The following is a 19,322-nucleotide window of genomic DNA, read 5'->3' as shown; positions in this document are numbered from 1 at the left end:
AGGTTAAACCTAAAATGGGGCCATTAGATTATCGTGCTCTGACCCATATGCACGTTCCTAAAATTTACATTCGTATCCTCTGGATGTGTGATGTAATCTGCGATAAAATCACCCACTTTAGAAGTTGGGAATGGATTATCTGGATTGATATCACCTGTAGTGATATTCAATTCAAGAGATTTTTCTACAGCTGCCTCAATAGCATCAGCTTCTTTGTGTAAATCTAAATGGCGTAACATCATCGCAGCCGATAGGATAGAAGCTAGCGGGTTTGCGATGTCTTTACCAGCACCTTGTGGAAAACTACCGTGAATAGGCTCAAAAAGCCCCACTTTGCTTCCCACGGAAGCAGAAGCTAAAAGACCGATAGAACCACCAATAACACTCGCTTCATCAGAAATAATATCCCCGAACAAGTTTTCAGTAAGGATTACATCAAACTGACTAGGATTTAAGATCATTTGCATCGCTGCATTATCTACAAAAAGAAAATCTAGCTCAACGTCTTCATATTGTTTAGCAAGCGCCGTAACCGTTTTTCTCCATAGGCGAGAAGTTTCAAGTACGTTTGCTTTATCAACTAAAGTCAGTTTCTTTCTACGATTTTGCGCTTCTTTAAACGCTAAATGTGCGATACGCTCTATTTCTTCAACTGAATAAGTACAGCCGTCACTAGCTACTTGACCGTCTTCACTCAATTCTTTAGAACCAAAGTAAATCCCACCCGTCAGTTCACGATAGATTGAAATGTCAGTTCCTGTGATGATCTCACGTTTAAGCGGTGATTTGTCAATCAGTTTTTCATAAGCCTTTACCGGGCGCACGTTACAGAAAAGTCCGAGAGACTTTCTTAAACGCAATAAACCTTGCTCCGGACGCACCTTTGCAGAAGGATCGTTATCATATTTAGGATCACCGATAGCACCAAAAAGCACAGCATCGCTTTCTTCGCAAATATCGATTGTTTCTTCAGGTAGTGGATTTCCTGTTTGATCAATAGCGATGGCACCTACTAATGCTTTGTTATATGTAAAAGTATGGTCATAAACGTCAGCAATGGCATCAAGCGCTTTCACTGCTTGAGCCGTTACTTCAGGACCAATACCGTCTCCTGATAAAAGGGCGATGTTGAATTTCATATTTATTTGTTTAGACCTCACAGGTTTTGAAAATCTGTGAGGTCTGGTTCTTTTACTTGTTTTACTTTAGTTCTTTTCGCTTTAAGCGAAAAAACAAAATATTTTAATCCTTTAAATGAGATGCTGAATCAAGTTCAGCATGACGAGAATTAATCTCTTGTCTTAAAACGCTTTCTCCTGCTCAAAGGCTTCGATCTTCTCCTTATTACTGATTAAGAAGTCAATGTCGTCATAACCGTTGATCATGCAAACCTTTTTATATGGGTCGATATCAAAAGGAATCACACCCGCTGGAGAATCCAGTGTTTGTTTTTCAAGATCGATCGTAAGTTCGGTTGATGGATTTGCTTTGATTGTAGCAAGCAATTCTTTTAAATATTCTGGAGTTACCTGAAGTGGAAGAATACCGTTGTTCAACGCGTTTCCTTTAAAGATATCAGCAAAAAAGCTGCTGATTATCACCTTAAAACCATAACCTTCAAGCGCCCAGGCAGCGTGCTCACGGCTACTCCCGCAACCAAAGTTATCGCCAGCTACAAGAATAGGTCCTTTAAAAGTTTCATCGTTTAAAACAAAATCTTCATTTACAGAACCGTCTTTATTAAATCTCCAATCTCTAAACACATTATCCCCAAAACCTTGTTTGTTTGTCGCCTTTAAAAAACGCGCCGGGATAATCTGGTCAGTATCTATATTTTCAATAGGCAATGGGATTGCCGTATCAGTAAGCTTCTTGAACTTCTCCATCAGTAAGTTGTTTTGTGATGTCTACAATTTCTCCTGCCACAGCGGTCGCGGCTGCCATTAACGGACTCGCAAGAATTGTTCTTGCGCCTTGCCCTTGTCTTCCTTCAAAGTTTCTGTTTGAAGTTGATACACAATATTCTCCTTCTGGAATTTTATCGTCGTTCATCGCAAGACAAGCAGAGCATCCTGGTTGGCGTAATGCAAATCCCGCTTCCGCGAAAATTTTATCCAGACCTTCCTCTTTTAATTGCTTAGCTACTTGTTGTGAACCAGGAACTAACCATGCATTCACATTTGAAGCTTTTTGTCTTCCTTTTACATAATCTGCTGCAATTCGGAAATCTTCAATCCTTGAGTTTGTACAACTCCCGATGAAAACGTAATTAATAGGCTTACCTATAAGCTGCTCACCTTTGGCGAAAGCCATATACTTAAGCGCTTTTTCTAAATTCTCATCTTCCTTATCTGGAATGCGACCGGTAACTTTGATTCCCATTCCTGGGTTTGTACCGTAAGTTACCATAGGTTCGATGTCTGCCGCGTCAAAGTTGTATTCTTTGTCAAACTCAGCGTCAGCATCTGTAGGAAGTGTTTTCCAGTATGCCAATTTGCGGTCCCACTCAGCACCTTCTGGAGCAAACTTGCGGCCTTTTACATATTCAAAAGTAGTTTCATCTGGCGCGATCATACCGCCACGAGCTCCCATCTCAATACTCATGTTACAAACGGTCATACGACCTTCCATGCTCATTTCTTCAAACACGCTACCCGCATATTCACAGAAATATCCTGTGCCAGCATTAGTACCGATCTGAGAAATAATATAAAGAATTACATCCTTAGGAAGTACGCCTGGTTTAAGCTTTCCATTAACGTTTACACGAAGACTTTTTGGCTTGGTTAACAATAGGCATTGCGAAGCAAAAACCTGAGCAACCTGACTTGTACCGATACCAAAAGCGATCGTACCAAAAGCTCCATGCGTAGACGTGTGGCTATCTCCACAAACCATGGTCATTCCTGGTTGCGTGATACCAAGCTCCGGCGCCATAACGTGAACAATACCATTATATTCATGGCCTAGACCATATAAGGTAATTCCGTTTTTCTCGCAGTTTTCTGAGAGTTTCTGTAGTTGATTTCGCGAAAGCGCATCACGCACAGGCAAATGTTGATCTACGGTAGGCGTGTTGTGGTCTGCCGTTGCAACGATCTGGTCTGGTCTAGCGACTGGGATTCCGCGTTCTTCAAGTTCTGCAAAAGCCTGCGGACTTGTCACCTCGTGAATAAGGTGTTTATCGATATACAAGATCTGTGGACAGTTAGTCACCGTGTCAACCACGTGTGCGTCCCAAACCTTGTCAAATAATGTTTTTCCTGACATTTTTAATGTTTTACTTTTTGGCTTTAAGCCAAAATCAGATAGCGTTATGCTACAGCTCCCGCTTCAATTTTTGTGATTTTCATGATCTCGTGGATGTCTTCATCGACGATCTCTTTTTTCCTGTCTGCAAAGTTCAGGAATTCTTCATAAACCACATCGAGTTGTTTCTTGGTAAGTTCGTAACCTACATTCTTAGCGCGGTAGGCTAGGGCAGCACGACCACTACGAGCGGTAAGTACGATCGCACTTTCAGTCACGCCAACTTCTGCAGGGTCGATGATCTCGTAAGTCTCACGATTCTTGATCACACCATCCTGATGAATACCAGAGCTGTGAGCAAAGGCATTACTACCTACGATAGCTTTGTTAGGTTGTACAGGCATACCCATTTTTTCACTCACCATGCGGCTTGTGTCATATAAAAGTTTTGAGTTGATACCTGTGTCTAGATTAAGATCTGGATGTTGACGAAGGATCATCACAACCTCTTCTAGAGAAGTGTTACCAGCGCGCTCACCTATACCGTTAATAGTACATTCTATTTGACGGGCACCATTGATCACACCCGCAATTGAGTTTGCCGTTGCTAAACCAAGGTCATTATGACAGTGGCAAGAAAGAATGGCTTTGTCAATACCTTTTACATTCTCTTTAAGGTATTTCATTTTTGCACCATATTCTTCCGGTAAGCAATATCCTGTTGTATCTGGAATATTTAAAACTGTTGCACCAGCTTTAATAACTGCCTCACAAACGCGAGCAAGGTATTCATTATCTGTACGGCCAGCATCTTCTGCATAGAACTCTACATCTTCCACAAAAGTTTTGGCGTAAGCCACAGCCTGAACAGCACGCTCTAGAATATCTTCTCTATTAGACTTAAATTTAAAATTGATGTGAGAATCACTTGTACCTATACCGGTGTGAATTCTAGGTCTAACGGCATATTTAAGAGCTTCTGCAGCAACCTCAATATCCTTTTTAACTGAACGTGTAAGACCACATACAGTTGCATTCTTAACGATCTTTGCGATCTCTTCTACAGATTTAAAATCTCCGGGGCTAGAAATAGGAAAACCAGCCTCAATGACATCTACACCCAGCTCATCCAGTCGGCGGGCTATAACTAACTTTTGTTCAGTATCTAGCTTGCAGCCTGGAACCTGCTCTCCATCTCTTAGTGTGGTGTCAAAAATCTGGACCTTGTTATCGCTCATAAAAATGTTTTTTCTCAATTTAAATTCGAATATATAAATAGATTGTACTTTTGATTTAATAAACCGGTAAAATGCTACGAAGTCAAGTTATTGCTTGATTTAATTAAATAATTGATATTTAATTATTTATGCGCAAAATCATTACAACAGCAAACGAAAATAAAGACCCCTTATTTACACTCATTAAAAGCTTGTCTAAGTCTGAAAAACGACAGTTTAAACTGTATGTTGGCAGGCTAGACGGTAATTCTGATAGTAAGTATTTGAAACTATTTGATTTACTAGACAAGATGTCTGCGTATAATGAGCGGGAGATCGTTGCAAAAGATTTTGTCAAAAAACAACAATTAAGCAACCTCAAAGCGCACTTATATAAACAGATCCTTACAAGTTTGCGGTTAACGCCTGCACATCAAAATATAAGAGTGCAAATACGTGAGCAACTTGATTTTGCAACCGTTTTATATCAAAAAGGGTTGTATCAGCAAAGTTTACGATTACTCGAAAAGGCTAAACATATGGCCATTTCTAATGACGAGAAAAACGTAGCTTATGAAATCGTAGAGTTTGAGAAGGTGATCGAAACGCAATACATAACCAGAAGTATGGATACGCGGGCTGAGTTGCTTTCGCTTGAAGCGGAAAAACTGAGCAAACAGAATATGCAAGTAAGCAAATTGAGTAATTTGTCTCTGCGATTATATGGACTCATGCTTAAAATGGGTTATGTGCGAAGCGATGAAGAGCGTCAATTTGTTACACAATATTTTAAGGAGCATTTGCCAGAGCATACACTTGCCAATATGAGCTTTGGTGAGAAATTGTGGTTATACAAAGCGCATTTGTGGTATAGTTTCTTAGTTCAGGATTTTTTGTCATGCTACCGGTATGCCAGTAGATATGTAGAATTGTTTGAAGAAGATCCTAAGATGATCGCAAACAATCCGGTTTTTTATCTTAAAGGCAATCATTATTTGTTAGAATCTCTTTTCTATTTAAAGCATCATACACAATTTGAGAATGTGCTTCATAAAATGGAAGATCGAATTACGGAATCATCTTTTCCTAAAGGTGATAATCTTGAGATCCTTGAGTTCTTATATCTATACAGCAATAAGCTCAATCTTAAGTTTATGATGGGTGACTTCACAGTAGATGACGGACTTATAGAAAAAATACTCAAAGAGCTTAAAAAGTTAGATAAAAGACTAGATGAGCACCATGTTATGGTGTTTTACTATAAGATCGCTAGTCTTTATTTTGGCGCAAGCCAACATAAAAAGTGTATAGAGTTTTTACAAAAGATCATTGAGAATAAGTCGCTAAAGATGCGAGAAGATCTTATGTGTTTTGCAAGAATTCTTAACCTTGTGGCGCATTATGAAGCCGGTATGGATTATCATTTAGAAACCTTGATCAAAGACACGTATAAGTTTCTCATTAAGATGAATGACCTACACGAGGTGCAAAAGGCGATGATCAAATTCTTGAGAAATCTGGGAGATATTTTCCCTGGTGAGCTTAAAGCGGAATTTAAAAAGCTACGCGATACATTACAGGTTTTTGAAGATGATCCTTATGAACGTAGAGCATTTTTATATCTTGACATCCTTTCTTGGCTTGATAGCCGAATACAAAATCGTCCCGTTGCTGAGATCATTAAAGAGAAGGCAGTGGTTTTAAATAGATAAATAATGAAATTTAAAAGTGTTGTCTATATACTTCTTGTTTTTCCAATATTGACTTTTGGACAGAAAAATATTAAAAAGTTCAACGATGAAACTCTTGAACTTGGTACGGAGCTTTATAGGTCAGAACTGGCCTCATGGCAATCCACTGATATTTTACTACCTAAATTGAAAGAAATGGGTAATAGTTTTGGCGGTTATCTTTCTTACGCTGTGGGCGATGTTACGAGATCAATATTTTATGATAATTCAAGTGATAATAAAATACATTATCAAGTTGATTTTAAAAATATTGATAAGCTACAAAATGTATATACCATTGACTCAACAGAGCGAATACCTACAAAAGTTGAAAAAAGATTGATGCATGGTAGAAGAGAGGCGGCGATGGCTGTAAATGTAAATAAGGATAGCCTATTTAGCTTTTATGAAAATACGAATTACAACTACATTCCATTAATTGACAATAAAAATAATCTAGTTGTTTATAGTGTAACAGGCCCTTCTGGAGGAGAAGCAGTTATAATAGGTAATGATTACAAATTTGATTTTGATAAGAAAGATAAACTAGCAGAAGTATCAAAAATTCATAATGGGATACTTGCACACCCATATAAGGTCGAAGATGGTAAAGTGCAATCCGTTTTTCATAATCATGTTATCGAAGAATACCCCATAATAACGGCAACTGACCTTTGTACTTTAATGTTGTATTCTTCATACATAGATTGGGAACAATATTATGTGATATCAGATAAGTTTGTAAGCATTTTTGATTTTGAGAATTTTAATCTTATTTCTTTGACTAGGGAGGCATGGGACAAAATCTCTAAACAATCTGAAAATAAAAAGTAAAGAAAATTGAATTCTAGTTTTTTAAAAAATATCGCCCAGTTAAACCTGGGCGTTTTGTTAGTAAGTACTTCAGGAGTTTTAGGTAGAGCTGTTACTTTGTGGCCGCCGGTAACTATAGGTATCAGAGCTTTGTTAGCAATTGGAGTTCTCTATGCTTTCTTGAAGTTTAAAAAGATCTCGCTTAAGGTTGAGAAAAAAGATAGAGGTGTTGTGCTTCTTGGCGGTATTTTAATGGGTGTGCATTGGGTTACCTATTTCATGGCATTGCAACTAAGTACAGTGGCGATCGGGATGCTTACCATTTATACGTATCCAGCAATGAGTAGCGTGCTTGAGCCGCTTATCCTTAAAACTAAATTCCAAAAAATGCATTTGTTACTTGGTGCAATTGTTCTTGTGGGACTTTATTTCTTGGTGCCAGAATTTAGTCTAGAGCATTCATACACACAGGGAATTTTATTCGGGTTGGTGTCTGCTTTAGCTTATGCGCTGCGAAATATTCTTATGAAAAATCAAGTGGAAAAATATCACGGTAGTTTACTCATGTGGTACCAAATGGTCGTGATAGGAATTTGTCTCCTTCCGGTGAGTTTTACTGTATCAATGGATGGCTTAGCAGAATTCTGGCCGCAAATCGTTGCGTTGGCAATGCTTACAACGGCAATTGGTCATACAATGTTCTTGATGATTTTAAAGCATTTTAATGTTACCACAGCAGCACTTATGAGTAGTGTGCAACCTATTTATGGCATTATCATGGGATTCATCTTTCTGGACGAAACGCCAAGATTGATGACACTTTTTGGCGGAAGCCTAATTCTCTGTACCGTAATTTTTGAGAGTGTAAGAAGTGCGCGTAATCGCAAAAAAGAACTTAAACTCGCCGAAGAATAATTACCTGCCGGTGTTGCCAGAGATTATTTCTTTTTTCTTCTCGTAAACATCATTGAGATCACGGGTAAATTTCTCAAGTTCTGTCGCCACGGTTTGTATGTAATCAGAATATTCATTCCAGACAATCTGGTTAATGGATTTTTCATCTTCCATCATGTTGATCAGCCCGACAAGATTTGTTACAGGGCGCCTCAATACATGACTTATGTCAAAAGAGATCTGCTCCATCGCCGCTTGATATTCTATATGCGCATGGATGTCTTGAAAACTACCAGACCAAACCACACTGCCATCAAGAGAGCGTTCTGGTTTTGCTTTTACCATGTGCCATTTATAGCCATTTCTGGACTTGGCGCGATATTCATGTTGCCAGATCTCAAGTGTTTTATATGATGTTTCTAGACTTTTTAAAAATTCTGGTAAATCTTCTGGATGGATGACACTATAGCCCACTTTAGGATCTTTTTGCCATTCGGCTAAATCTATTGAAGGATGTAATTTTTTTATACCGGCACTTAAGAAATCAAATTTTAGGTCACCAGCAGTATTCATTCGTAATTGAAAAATTCCGCCAGGAACATTGTCTGTCAAAACTTTAAGATTTGCCGCACTGGTTTTAATCGTTTTTTTCTGATCGTTAACCATCTTTCTCATGTTAAGATGATCCATCGTACGTTTAGCAAGAAGTTTTAAAGATTTTTTCTGGTTTTCTGTAATTTCTTTAGGCTCATGATCTATAACACATAATGTGCCTAAAACATTACCATCTGGTGTTTCTAGTGGCACACCCGCATAAAATCTCACACTAGGATCGCTAACTACTAATGGATTGTTCATAAAACGCTCATCAAGCAAAGAATCATTCACGACCATTATTTTTTTTGGCCGGGTTAGCGTATATCTGCAAAAAGAATCTTCACGAGAACTTTCACAAATAGCTAAACCTTTTTTAGCCTTAAACCATTGCCTATCTTCTTCAATCATCGTGATCAATGCAATAGGCGTATCACAAATCAATGAAGCAATTTCAACAATTTCATCCAGTTCTTCTTCAGGAAGTGTATCAATTATACTGTAAGATCTAAGATCTTGTAATCTAACGATCTCAGCGTTAAGAGAGGTGTTGTAGGTCACGAGAAACAATTCTTTTACAAGTAAACCACAACAGATAATCTGTTTTGGGACGGGTTGTACAAGTAATTTTTATTTAAAAATAGGAATTCTCTTCTAAAAACTAAACATAACTCAAGGTATATAACCAACTTTATAGGTTATTTGTTTTTAAAAATTGACGTAGGTTATTTTTTGGCTGTAGCCAAAAGAAATAGAGCGAACTTATCACACAGCGTGTTAAGTCGTTGCACAGCTCGTCCAGACATTGCAGAAAGCACTAAAGTCATTGCGCAGTGCATGCCGGAAGTTACACAGTGCGTCCAGACTCCGCAGAATGCGCTCCGGAGGTTGCACAATGCGCTAAAGTCATTGCACAGCGCGTTCCGGCATTTACACAATGCATCCAGAGTCCGCAGAATCCGTTCCGGAGGTTACACAATGTGCTAAGGCGTTGTAGAAAGCGCTAAGGCGATGCAGAGAGCGTTAAGACATTGCAGAACGCACTAAGTCTTTAATTATTCGGCACAGGCTTTCCAGATCGCGTCTTCTGCTGGCGGCGGAGCGATAACGGTGATAAGTTCTTTGCGTACGGGATGCACAAAACTCAGTTTTCTTGCGTGCAGATGTATGCTTCCATCATGATTACTGCGGTCTGCACCGTATTTAAGATCTCCCTTGATTGGGCAATTTATCCCAGATAACTGACTGCGAATTTGATGATGTCTACCTGTATGCAGATCAACTTCAAGCAGATAATAATTGTTCAATTCTTTGATCACTTCATAAGTGAGCGAAGCCTTCTTACTGTCTGGCACTTCGTTAATGTGGGCGTAAGATTTGTTCTGCTTTGGGTTACGTTTCAGGTAATGTGTAAGTGTTTCTTTACGCTTTCGCGGAAGCGATTTTACCACAGCCCAGTAGGTTTTCTGCGTTTCTTTATTGGCAAAAAGTTTGTTCATGCGGCCTAGTGCTTTGCTAGTTTTGGCGAAAGCCACAACACCAGAAGTAGGCCGGTCTAACCGATGTATCACACCCAGATACACTGCACCTGGTTTGTCATATTTCTCAGCGATGTAATCCTTAACAACATCACTTAATGGCTTATCTCCCGTTTTGTCGCCTTGCACAATATCTCCCGCTCGTTTATTTACAATGATCAGGTGATTGTCTTCAAAAAGTATTTGCAGATTATTTTTAGTAGAATGCAATGGTAGCGACTTTAATTAATACTGCTCATCCTCACTAGGGAAATCTCCAGATTTCACATCATCATGATATTGAGAGAAAGCGTTAGTCATCTCATCAAAAAGATTAAGGTATCGTCTTAAAAAGCGCGGGTGAAATTCGTGAGTCATACCCACCATATCCTGAGTAACTAATACTTGGCCATCCACACCGTTACCAGCACCAATACCTATTACAGGAATGGTAAGACTCTCTGCCACTTCTTTAGCAAGCTTCGCAGGAACTTTCTCAAGTACAACGGCAAAACATCCTGCTTTTTCAAGCATTTTTGCGTCAGCTTTTAGTTTCTCGGCTTCAGCTTCTTCTTTAGCGCGCACGGTGTACGTGCCAAATTTATAAATAGACTGTGGCGTTAAACCCAGATGTCCCATCACCGGGATGCCAGCATGAAGAATACGTTTAATAGATTCTTTGATCTCTTTACCACCTTCTAGCTTTACCGCATGAGCACCGCTTTCTTTCATGATCCTAATGGCGCTGCGTAATGCTTCTTTGGGGTCACTTTGATAAGAACCAAAAGGTAGATCAACCACCACAAGAGAACGCTGTATCGCTCTGATCACAGAAGATGCGTGGTAGATCATTTGCTCTAGCGTGATAGGCAAGGTAGTTTCATGACCAGCCATAACATTAGATGCGCTATCCCCCACAAGAATTACATCAATGCCAGCACGATCTACAATAGTTGCCATGGTATAATCATATGCAGTAAGCATAGATATTTTCTCACCATGACTTTTCATTTCGCTAAGTGATTTAACGGTAACTCTCTTGTATTCTTTTTTTGCCGTAGACATGTCGTAATTTCTTGTTTGGACAAGCAAAAGTACTAAATTGCTTATGTTAAAAATCCTTAAATCATGAAACATCTTTTTACTATCATCCTTATTGGTTTCGCTTTCGCGGAAACGATTGCGCAAACCGCAACTCCTGAAGAAACGGTAAAACAGTTTTTTACAGCAATGCATGCTAAAGACACAGCTACCTTAAAGACGCTTGTGGCAGATAAAGTTATTTTTCAAACAGTGATGACAAGAGATGATGAGTCAAAGGCGCAGATGCAGGATTTTAATAAATTTCTACAGTCAGTTGCTAGTATTCCTGAAACGATGAGTTTTGAAGAAGTGATCTTAGATTATAAAACTAGAGTAGATGGTACGATGGCAAATGTGTGGACGCCATATAATTTTATGCTTAATGAAGAACTAAGTCATTGCGGAGTAAACAGCTTTACAATGATCCTTACAGGAGGCAAGTGGAAGATCTTTCACCTTGTAGATACTAGAAGAAAAGACTGTGATTAAACAGATTTGACCAGTTGGACGGTTTCTTCAAGATAGGTGTCTGAGAATCGCTTATCTATATATTTTAAACACTTTTCGCGCCCCAGCGTATACCATACAGCGTCATTACCTAATTTGTTATAGCACACTACCAGATCAGACAAAACATTGTAAGCACCACGTGTTTTGTTATTTGAAAGTCCGGCGTATGATGGTGAAGAATAATCTGTGCAATCTATGAGATTATCTCCAGGGGCGATGTAGCTACGACCAGCAATAACCTGGCATCCCGCCGAAAAATTTACATGACCATCGCCAGACCAGTGGATGTTTATGGTAGTATTTGGTTCGTCTAGACCTTTTGAAATATCATCCTCGGTAAGAGCGTCGTCATTTACTTGATCTCTGTAGACTAACACACCTCGAGAATATGGTCGCAGCGCTTTATAGATCTTCTGAGCATTGCTTATCTTATGCCAACTCATGCGATATTTGTGCTGGCCTTCTACAAGATAAGCTTCGTCTGGTCTGCTTGTCATTTTTGAATTAGGATCAGTACTTCCCCAGAATTTAAAAACAAGACCATTAATAAGTAAAATAAAAAGATCGTTGTTCTCCTTATTATCTTCTGCGCTGTTCTCTTTACGTCTTATGCCAATTAAATGCGTTTCTTTAGCATCAAATTCCCAATCTTCAACAACTACGGTGTCACTAGCTTTAGGATAAGTTCGTACAGCATCAAAAACAATATTCTTCTTTGATTTGTAATAGCGCTTTGCAGCTTTTAAAATAGAGATCCAATATTTGAATTCTTGTGTAGGATTTTCCCAAGAATAGTCTGCCCATTCGCATTTTATATTCTCTTGCTGCCATCGCATGGTGTGCTGCCATGTTTTTGTTCCAACAATTCCATCTGGAATTCCTATACTTTTATCACCTTCATAATTCCTTACATATTCTTGAAAAAGCCTTACCGCAGCTTGCGTGCCGTAGCCAAAGATGCCAGACATCTCTGCATTAGGAAAAAAACCAGCTTCATGTAAGAATCTTTGAAGTATAGAAACTTCCTTCCCAGGAATTTCCTCGAAGCTATTCCACTTAAAGTTTGCTTCATCTCTAAACTGATCTCTATCGCGTAAATGGGTTGCCATCCAGCGGTGATAAGGTTGTAAAAATTGGCCTTTATCATACGGAATTTTGCCTTTGTCAACGATGCCTAATTTTAATACTGCCATAACTCATAATGTAAAGAATATTAGAAAGTTACGTTTTTATTTTTCACTTGTGCAAATTTTCAGGTCAAAAAGGGGGAAAACCCCTATATTTTGATATTCAGTGTTTTATGTTTTCGCTTTAAGCGAAAAGAAATTAAGCATCATTAATTGCTAATTTTGTATAAAAAAGAAGGCAGTTGAAGGAATTTTTAGAAAAGCATTGGATCAAAGTAGTACTTGCTTTGATAAGTATAATAGGAATTGTGACCGGTAAATTTTTGTTCTTGTTTTTTGCGATACCGCTGGGAGCAGGAATTTTTAATAAGAAAAAGTAAAATTGACTGTGCTAATGTGCAATTGTAGGTTAAACGCATGGTAAAAATTCCCTACATTTGCACGTAATACGACAGGATTGACCCACTATGAGCCAAAAAGTATTGCTAAACGCAAAAGAATTAGACATCATTCTACACCGGCTGGCCTGTCAACTTATTGAAAAACACCTCGATTTTAAAGATACCGTTTTAATAGGCATACAGCCTCGTGGCATTTTTGTGGCCGAAAGGATCAAAAACCTTTTGCAAAACGAATATGGCATTGCAGATATTAAAATGGGATATCTTGATATTACATTTTTTCGGGATGATTTTCGCCGCAGCGAAAAACCTCTGGAAGCAAATAGAACTAAGATCAACTTTGTTGTAGAGAACAAAAAGGTTGTTTTTATTGATGATGTGCTTTACACCGGTAGAAGTATTAATGCGGCATTGACGGCTTTGCAAAGCTTTGGGAGACCTATAGAGGTAGAACTTCTTACATTGATAGATAGACGATTCAGCAGACATTTACCTATACAACCCACATACCGTGGTCGCCAGGTAGATGCTATTAATGAAGAGAAGGTAAAGGTAAGCTGGAAAGAAAAAGATGGCGAAGACGCCGTTTTTGTGGTAAATAAATGATCAAAAAGAGATAATTAAAGGATGAGCGAACTAAGTGTAAATCACTTACTAGGTATAAAGTACATCACACGCAAGGATATTGATCTTATCTTTGAAACTGCAGATCAGTTTAAAGAAGTAATCAATAGACCTATAAAGAAAGTTCCTTCGTTGCGTGACATAACAATTGCTAATCTCTTTTTTGAAAACAGTACGCGCACGCGCCTAAGTTTTGAACTTGCTGAGAAACGATTAAGTGCTGATGTTGTGAATTTTTCGGCGGCTGCATCTTCTGTTAAAAAGGGCGAAACACTAATAGACACGGTAAACAACATTCTTTCAATGAAAGTTGATATGGTTGTTATGCGTCACCCTAATCCTGGTGCTGGTGTTTTCTTGTCTCGTAATATTAAAGCAAGTATCGTGAATGCTGGTGACGGTGCACATGAGCATCCCACACAGGCACTGCTAGATTCTTTTTCTATAAGAGAAAAGCTAGGAGATATAGGCGGTAAAAAAGTCGTGATCGTAGGTGATATTTTACACAGCCGTGTTGCATTGTCTAATATCTATGCGTTGAAATTACTGGGCGCAGAAGTAAAAGTTTGTGGACCCAAAACGCTTATCCCTAAACATATTGAAAGTTTAGGAGTAGAAGTAGAGCTAGATCTTAGAAAAGCACTAAACTGGTGTGATGTAGCAAACATGCTAAGAGTTCAAAACGAGCGTATGGACATCAGTTACTTCCCGAGTACGCGGGAATATGTGCAGCAATACGGGCTAGATAAAGAATTATTAGAATCGCTAGACAAAGAGATCGTCGTGATGCATCCGGGACCAATTAACCGCGGTGTAGAGATCACAAGTGATGTAGCAGACTCAGGCCAAGCGATCATCTTAAATCAGGTAGAAAATGGAGTAGCCATTCGTATGGCAGTGATCTACCTATTAGCTTCAAAAATTAAAGCATAATGCTAATTACAAAAGAACAGAAATATACCATTTTAGGAGACGAAGAAAACGGAATTAAAGAGTTCGCTAGTTTTCTAGATTATATTGTTCCTAAGGCTTACGCCAAAGATAATCTGGTAATAGACCTTATCAAGTATGAAGAATTAGAACTTCAGGATCTGCTTTACTTTCTTGAATTATCTAATACGCAACGTGGTAACAAAATGTCTTTTGTATTAGTGAATAATCACATCAATCCTGATACAGTGCCAGAAGAAATCATGGTAACTCCTACAATTCAGGAAGCTATTGATGTAATCGATCTTGAAGAGATTCAAAGAGATCTTGGATTTTAGCCCTTTCAGACATTCTTTTCATTTGTTCTCTTGCGTTTTCTAAGCTTTGTTCTGATGGTTCCTCAGGCATTTGCGCTGCTGCGTTTTGAGGTTCTAAACTCAACTCTGCATACGATGGGAAGTGGTCAGAACCCACATCATTACCTCTTTGCACATCTACTGCTCTAAATTCTTCTGAGATAAAAATATGATCTAGCGGCCATCTCAATAAGAAGTTGTTTGCATTGAATGTATTAAAAAATCCACGGCCATATCTTACATCTAGCGTGCGACTAACTTCTTTAAACAGTTTTGTAGTGTTAGACCAAGCCACATCATTAAAATCACCTATTACCATTGTGGGTTTATCACGATCTAGTGTCATGAATGCTGTGATCATCATTTCGGCATCGCGGTCTGTAGATGTTGGGTTATGCTGTGGCATAGGCGGTGTGGGGTGAATGGCGTGAATCTGTATCTTTTTTCCTGATCTTAAGGTCGCTACCGTATGCATTGATGGTATCGAGTCATCAACCATAAAACGTATTTGCGAATCTTCAAGAGGGAAGTTTGAATACAGAGCCATACCATATGTATTATCAAGCGGTTCTTCAAGCTTATACTCATATTGAGATGTTACAGATCGTACATCATCTAACCATCTTTGATTAACTTCACACAGGAGTAAAATATCTGGATCTTTGGCTTTTACTTCTTCGATCAGTAATTCACTTTCTTTATTCTTTTGAAGCACATTACTTATCAAAACCTTGAGATTGTCTTCTGGTTTGTGATCAACGGCTGCAAGTATGTCCTTTTCGCCGAAAGGCGTATAAGGATAGATCTTATAAAGCTGAAATATAAAACAGCCTATAAGCAGGCTTATAAATACGTAATCTTTAAACCATTTTACATCAAAGCGAATGAGGTAAGCCAATATCGCAACAAGCGTGAGAATGGTAAGCTGGATATGTGGAAAGTCAAAAACTCTGATCCACCAATAATCAACAGCTATGAAAGGAACGATGGTTAGGGTTATGGCTAGGATGCCAAAAAACTGTAGAAAGGATTTTAGTTTCAAAATATAGGGCTAGGTTAGAACCCTAAATTATTGAGTAACTAATTAACAGCAGATTAGTTTAGATAAACTTTAAGTAAAAGATGAAGATTTTTAAATAAAAAATAAGATTTGGACGTGAAATGCTGGATGTCTAGTTTTTATTAATCACGAAATTCCTTCTAGATTTCTCTAATTCAAATCTCTATTTAAACCTTCATTTAAAGATCTAATATCAATACCTGAAGGCTCTTCAAAGATCTCTAGATCAAAATAAGAAACCGAAGCAAGAATATGATCAAAAATATCTGCTTGGATATGCTCGTAATTTTCCCAACGCTTGTCGCTACTAAAGCAAAATATCTCTAGCGGAATTCCCTGTGGTGTAGGAGCGAGGTGACGCACCATCAAGAAAAGCTCTTTGTTTATTGCCGGATTTTCGTGCAATAATGCATCGATGTATTTTCTAAAAACCCCAAGATTCGTTTGATTACGACCGTTGATAAGAAGGGATTTATCTACATTTCTAGAAGAGTTGAATCTTTTTACTTCCTTTTCACGATGATCAATATACGGAGCGATAAGATCAATTTTTCTTAATCTATCAAGATCTTCTGTAGAGAGAAATTTGATGCTATTTTGTTTGATATAAATAGCCCGTTTTATTCTTCTTCCCTTACTTTCTTGCATACCTCGCCAGTTCTGAAAAGAATCTGAAATAAGCGAATATGTAGGAATCGTTGTGTAAGTGTTATCAAAATTCTGAACTCTTACCGTAGCAAGGTTGATCTCTGTCACATCACCATCTGCGCCATATTTGCTAAAGGTAATCCAGTCACCAATACGTACAATATCATTTATAGAGACTTGTATGGAAGCCACAAAACCCAAAATGGTGTCTTTAAATATTAAAAGAATCACTGCAGAAGCAGCACCTAATTGTAATGCGAATTTCCAAGCATTCTCATCAAAAGCTTCAATGATCACAAAAAACGCTCCAGAAGCCCAGAGAAAAAGCATTGTTACCTGCACATAACTCTGCAAAGGTTTGTCGTGATAAGCTTCTTTAGTTTCTAAGTAATTTTTACCAGTCCTTAAAATGCTACGTAAGATCTTAACAACAAGAATGATCACATAGATATTAAAGATCTTAATGATCCATCCCAACGCAATAGGATAATCTACAAGAAGTAGAACAATTACAGTTTTAAAAATAAGAAGTGGTACAAGATGGGCAATATATCTTGGGAACTTTGTAAGAATAAGATAATCGTCAAAAGTGCTTTTAGTCTTATTTGTAAAAGCTTTGAAAAACTCAACTACCACGCGGCGTAGCAGTCTATCAAGAAAATAGAGTAAGATCATTAACAAAGCTCCGTTTAAAGCGATCGTCAATGAGCCAGCATAATCTTTAGGCACACCATAATCTCTAAGGAGTTTTGTAAAATCAAGAAGATATTGCTCTAAACTTTCTTGCATAGATCTTAGTTGTTTTAAGATTCAAAGATAAGATTTAAGAAAGAGTCGAGCGTGAGATTTGTTTTGGCTTTAAGCCAAATAAAAACAAAAAAGACAGCCCAAATAATGAGCTGTCTCTTAAGATTCAATAATTCAATAACAATTTAACTTTGAATAAATAGTGAAGCAATTGTTTGTGCATCGCTTCCTGATAAAGTTTCATCATAGGCTTCACTAGCAGCATCTGCTGTAAATGGAGATCCACTTCCTAGAGTTGTTACATCTACACCTGCGTGTGTTACGTTGTCCTCACCTGCATATACTGCGTTTGTTGCATCTACGCCAGTTTGAGGATCATCACCTGTGATCCAACCTTTAAGACCTCTTAGTCTTCTGATCTCTGATGCGTGTCTCGCCTCTACAGAGTGAATTTGTAGACCAATAGTTAATGTTGCACCGTCAGACATTAAGTTTCCTGCTTGTCCTTTATACGCGCGTACACCAGTGTCTTCAAAAGCTTGTGCTAAGATTAAAAGTTGCTGATAAGCCACGTCTTGACTTGTACCATTTTCTGCAAATGGGTCAAATGAACCACCGGCTGTAAAGTCAAATGTAGGTGAGTCTACGCTATTTTCTCCTAGCGCTCCTTGAAGTAATGCTACGTGAGCATCCTCATGCTTAGAGATCTGCGCATAGATTCGCTCTGCTTTACCTGATGCATCCTGTGATAGAACACCAGAATCAAGAGCTTTCATGTAAAATTCTGCTTCTAGATATTCTAATGTAAGTGCAAGTTGTAAAGCGCCAACAATGTTATTTTGTTGAAACATAGGTGCAGCATTTGCTGTATTTGCAATAGAACCAAGTCCAAATGGGATCGCTGCAAGAGCTGCTTTTTTACCTACAGAATTAAAAGTGCTAAAGACTTCTCTTCTTGACGACAACTTCTTAGTGAGGTTATCGGTTGTAAATTCGTTTAAAAGTTTTATAATACTCATAATGCTTTTTTTTAAGTTGATAGATTAATTACGGTAATTGATTTGCAGTAAATGGAGTCACAAAGAATCCGCCTGCTGCTGCAATTACTTCAGATGGTTTTAATGCGCCGTCAAGACCTGTTGTAGGATCTACGATATCATCTCCAGCAAAAAGCTCAAGATCATCCATCTCGCCTCCGCGAATACTTCTAATTGCTGCGGCATGTCTTGCTTCAACCGAAACTATTTTACCTGCAATAACTAGATACGCTCCCGTTTCTATAACACTACCAGCACCGTTGTATGCTTGTACTCCTGTATCTTCTAATAATTGGGCTGTAGCCAAAACAGAATCTCTGCTTGAGAAATCTATCGAACTAAAATCAAATTCTAATGTTTCAGGAAGTACTACATCTGCATCAAAGTTTGCATTAAGAGCAGTTTTGAAGAATTCTCTGTGATTAACCTCGTGGTTATAAAGGTCTGTCATAAGAGTAACTTCTGAAGCTGCAGCGCCAGAGTACATATTTTCTACAACTCTGGTGTAGAAAGCTGCTTCTAATTGTTCTAATGCATAAGCATAATTAAGAACACCTAGATCTCCGCTTCCTAGATCAAATGTTCCTGCGGGTGGAGTAATAATATTGTCATCATCATTGTCACAAGCTAATAATAGCCCAGAACCTGCTAATGCCAATCCACTTACTTTAAGGAAATTTCTTCGGTTTTTGGCCGTTTTGACCTCTACCTTTACACGATTCTTCTTCATAATTGAATTTTTTTGGTTATTGAATTATTTCTATTAAAAGTTACGTGGGAAAGGC

General features: G+C 38.3%; 20 protein-coding genes. 8 read left to right on the top strand and 12 right to left on the bottom strand.

Annotation, left to right across the window (positions count from 1 at the left end; all coding sequences use genetic code 11):
* Positions 1 to 23: 23 nt before the first annotated feature.
* The 4 genes from leuB to ACZ5L8_RS05800 all read right to left on the bottom strand — a co-directional run bounded on the left by leuB (position 24) and on the right by ACZ5L8_RS05800 (position 4,487).
* On the bottom strand, positions 24 to 1,139 hold the full coding sequence (gene leuB / locus ACZ5L8_RS05815; protein ID WP_464440330.1) for a 3-isopropylmalate dehydrogenase: 1,116 nt from the start codon (positions 1,137 to 1,139) through the stop codon (positions 24 to 26).
* A 162-nt stretch (positions 1,140 to 1,301) separates the two neighbouring features.
* A complete protein-coding gene (gene leuD, locus ACZ5L8_RS05810; RefSeq protein ID WP_464440329.1) occupies positions 1,302 to 1,886 on the bottom strand; it encodes a 3-isopropylmalate dehydratase small subunit in 585 nt (194 codons plus the stop codon).
* Positions 1,861 to 3,270 (bottom strand): 3-isopropylmalate dehydratase large subunit, encoded by a 1,410-nt coding sequence (gene leuC, locus ACZ5L8_RS05805; RefSeq protein WP_464440328.1) that lies wholly within the window; start codon positions 3,268 to 3,270, stop codon positions 1,861 to 1,863. The genes leuD and leuC overlap by 26 nt, the downstream gene beginning before the upstream one ends.
* 44 nt (positions 3,271 to 3,314) lie before the next feature.
* The gene (locus ACZ5L8_RS05800) at positions 3,315 to 4,487 is read right to left on the bottom strand and encodes a 2-isopropylmalate synthase (RefSeq protein ID WP_464440327.1); all 1,173 of its coding nucleotides are present in this window, start codon (positions 4,485 to 4,487) and stop codon (positions 3,315 to 3,317) included.
* Between the two features lie 128 nt (positions 4,488 to 4,615).
* Between ACZ5L8_RS05800 and ACZ5L8_RS05795 the strand changes: the two genes are divergently transcribed.
* From ACZ5L8_RS05795 to ACZ5L8_RS05785, 3 genes are read left to right on the top strand one after another with little or no spacing between them, the layout of a single operon-like run.
* Entirely contained in the window at positions 4,616 to 6,178 is a 1,563-nt protein-coding gene (locus ACZ5L8_RS05795; protein ID WP_464440326.1) for a hypothetical protein, read from the top strand.
* 3 nt (positions 6,179 to 6,181) lie between these two features.
* Positions 6,182 to 7,030 (top strand): hypothetical protein, encoded by an 849-nt coding sequence (locus tag ACZ5L8_RS05790; protein ID WP_464440325.1) that lies wholly within the window; start codon positions 6,182 to 6,184, stop codon positions 7,028 to 7,030.
* A gap of 54 nt (positions 7,031 to 7,084) precedes the next feature.
* Positions 7,085 to 7,924, top strand: a complete 840-nt coding sequence (locus ACZ5L8_RS05785; protein ID WP_464440324.1) for a DMT family transporter — start codon at positions 7,085 to 7,087, stop codon at positions 7,922 to 7,924.
* Here ACZ5L8_RS05785 and ACZ5L8_RS05780 read toward each other — a convergent pair whose 3' ends face one another.
* From ACZ5L8_RS05780 to panB, 3 genes are all read right to left on the bottom strand, one after another.
* Positions 7,925 to 9,058, bottom strand: coding sequence for a GAF domain-containing protein (locus tag ACZ5L8_RS05780; RefSeq protein WP_464440323.1), 1,134 nt, complete (start codon positions 9,056 to 9,058; stop codon positions 7,925 to 7,927).
* 494 nt (positions 9,059 to 9,552) lie between these two features.
* Positions 9,553 to 10,245 (bottom strand): RluA family pseudouridine synthase, encoded by a 693-nt coding sequence (locus ACZ5L8_RS05775; RefSeq protein ID WP_464440322.1) that lies wholly within the window; start codon positions 10,243 to 10,245, stop codon positions 9,553 to 9,555.
* Positions 10,246 to 10,260: 15 nt separating this feature from the next.
* Positions 10,261 to 11,079 carry a 3-methyl-2-oxobutanoate hydroxymethyltransferase gene (panB, locus tag ACZ5L8_RS05770; protein ID WP_462598354.1) on the bottom strand — a complete coding sequence of 273 codons (819 nt, stop codon included), beginning with the start codon at positions 11,077 to 11,079 and terminating at the stop codon, positions 10,261 to 10,263.
* Positions 11,080 to 11,142: 63 nt separating this feature from the next.
* Here panB and ACZ5L8_RS05765 point away from each other — a divergent pair, with 63 nt between their 5' ends.
* A complete protein-coding gene (locus tag ACZ5L8_RS05765) occupies positions 11,143 to 11,586 on the top strand; it encodes a nuclear transport factor 2 family protein (RefSeq protein ID WP_464440321.1) in 444 nt (147 codons plus the stop codon).
* On the opposite strand, the gene ACZ5L8_RS05760 is transcribed toward ACZ5L8_RS05765, so the two are convergent.
* Positions 11,583 to 12,800 carry a peptidoglycan-binding domain-containing protein gene (locus ACZ5L8_RS05760; RefSeq protein WP_464440320.1) on the bottom strand — a complete coding sequence of 406 codons (1,218 nt, stop codon included), beginning with the start codon at positions 12,798 to 12,800 and terminating at the stop codon, positions 11,583 to 11,585. The genes ACZ5L8_RS05765 and ACZ5L8_RS05760 overlap by 4 nt on opposite strands.
* A 176-nt stretch (positions 12,801 to 12,976) precedes the next feature.
* On the opposite strand from ACZ5L8_RS05760, the gene ACZ5L8_RS05755 reads away from it, so the two are divergent.
* The 4 genes from ACZ5L8_RS05755 to ACZ5L8_RS05740 all read left to right on the top strand — a co-directional run bounded on the left by ACZ5L8_RS05755 (position 12,977) and on the right by ACZ5L8_RS05740 (position 15,027).
* Positions 12,977 to 13,114: a hypothetical protein gene (locus ACZ5L8_RS05755; RefSeq protein ID WP_464440319.1), complete on the top strand. Its 138-nt coding sequence runs from the start codon at positions 12,977 to 12,979 to the stop codon at positions 13,112 to 13,114.
* Between the two features lie 87 nt (positions 13,115 to 13,201).
* Positions 13,202 to 13,741 carry a bifunctional pyr operon transcriptional regulator/uracil phosphoribosyltransferase PyrR gene (pyrR, locus tag ACZ5L8_RS05750; RefSeq protein ID WP_464440318.1) on the top strand — a complete coding sequence of 180 codons (540 nt, stop codon included), beginning with the start codon at positions 13,202 to 13,204 and terminating at the stop codon, positions 13,739 to 13,741.
* Between the two features lie 21 nt (positions 13,742 to 13,762).
* The gene (locus ACZ5L8_RS05745) at positions 13,763 to 14,692 is read left to right on the top strand and encodes an aspartate carbamoyltransferase catalytic subunit (protein WP_462598358.1); all 930 of its coding nucleotides are present in this window, start codon (positions 13,763 to 13,765) and stop codon (positions 14,690 to 14,692) included.
* The gene (locus ACZ5L8_RS05740; protein ID WP_464440317.1) at positions 14,692 to 15,027 is read left to right on the top strand and encodes a ribonuclease Z; all 336 of its coding nucleotides are present in this window, start codon (positions 14,692 to 14,694) and stop codon (positions 15,025 to 15,027) included. The genes ACZ5L8_RS05745 and ACZ5L8_RS05740 overlap by 1 nt, the downstream gene beginning before the upstream one ends.
* On the opposite strand, the gene ACZ5L8_RS05735 is transcribed toward ACZ5L8_RS05740, so the two are convergent.
* From ACZ5L8_RS05735 to ACZ5L8_RS05720, 4 genes are all read right to left on the bottom strand, one after another.
* On the bottom strand, positions 14,978 to 16,087 hold the full coding sequence (locus tag ACZ5L8_RS05735) for an endonuclease/exonuclease/phosphatase family protein (RefSeq protein WP_464440316.1): 1,110 nt from the start codon (positions 16,085 to 16,087) through the stop codon (positions 14,978 to 14,980). The two genes, ACZ5L8_RS05740 and ACZ5L8_RS05735, sit on opposite strands and share 50 nt — an antisense overlap.
* Positions 16,088 to 16,255: 168 nt before the next feature.
* Positions 16,256 to 17,542, bottom strand: coding sequence for a mechanosensitive ion channel family protein (locus ACZ5L8_RS05730; protein ID WP_464440315.1), 1,287 nt, complete (start codon positions 17,540 to 17,542; stop codon positions 16,256 to 16,258).
* Positions 17,543 to 17,685: 143 nt separating this feature from the next.
* Positions 17,686 to 18,519 (bottom strand): ferritin-like domain-containing protein, encoded by an 834-nt coding sequence (locus ACZ5L8_RS05725; RefSeq protein WP_464440314.1) that lies wholly within the window; start codon positions 18,517 to 18,519, stop codon positions 17,686 to 17,688.
* A 28-nt stretch (positions 18,520 to 18,547) separates the two neighbouring features.
* Positions 18,548 to 19,267: a ferritin-like domain-containing protein gene (locus ACZ5L8_RS05720; RefSeq protein WP_462598363.1), complete on the bottom strand. Its 720-nt coding sequence runs from the start codon at positions 19,265 to 19,267 to the stop codon at positions 18,548 to 18,550.
* Positions 19,268 to 19,322: the final 55 nt, after the last annotated feature.

The sequence above is a fragment of the Leeuwenhoekiella obamensis genome (assembly GCF_055391795.1).
The sequence above is the reverse complement of the archived record's forward strand: the minus strand, read 5'-3'. Positions and strand labels throughout refer to the sequence as shown.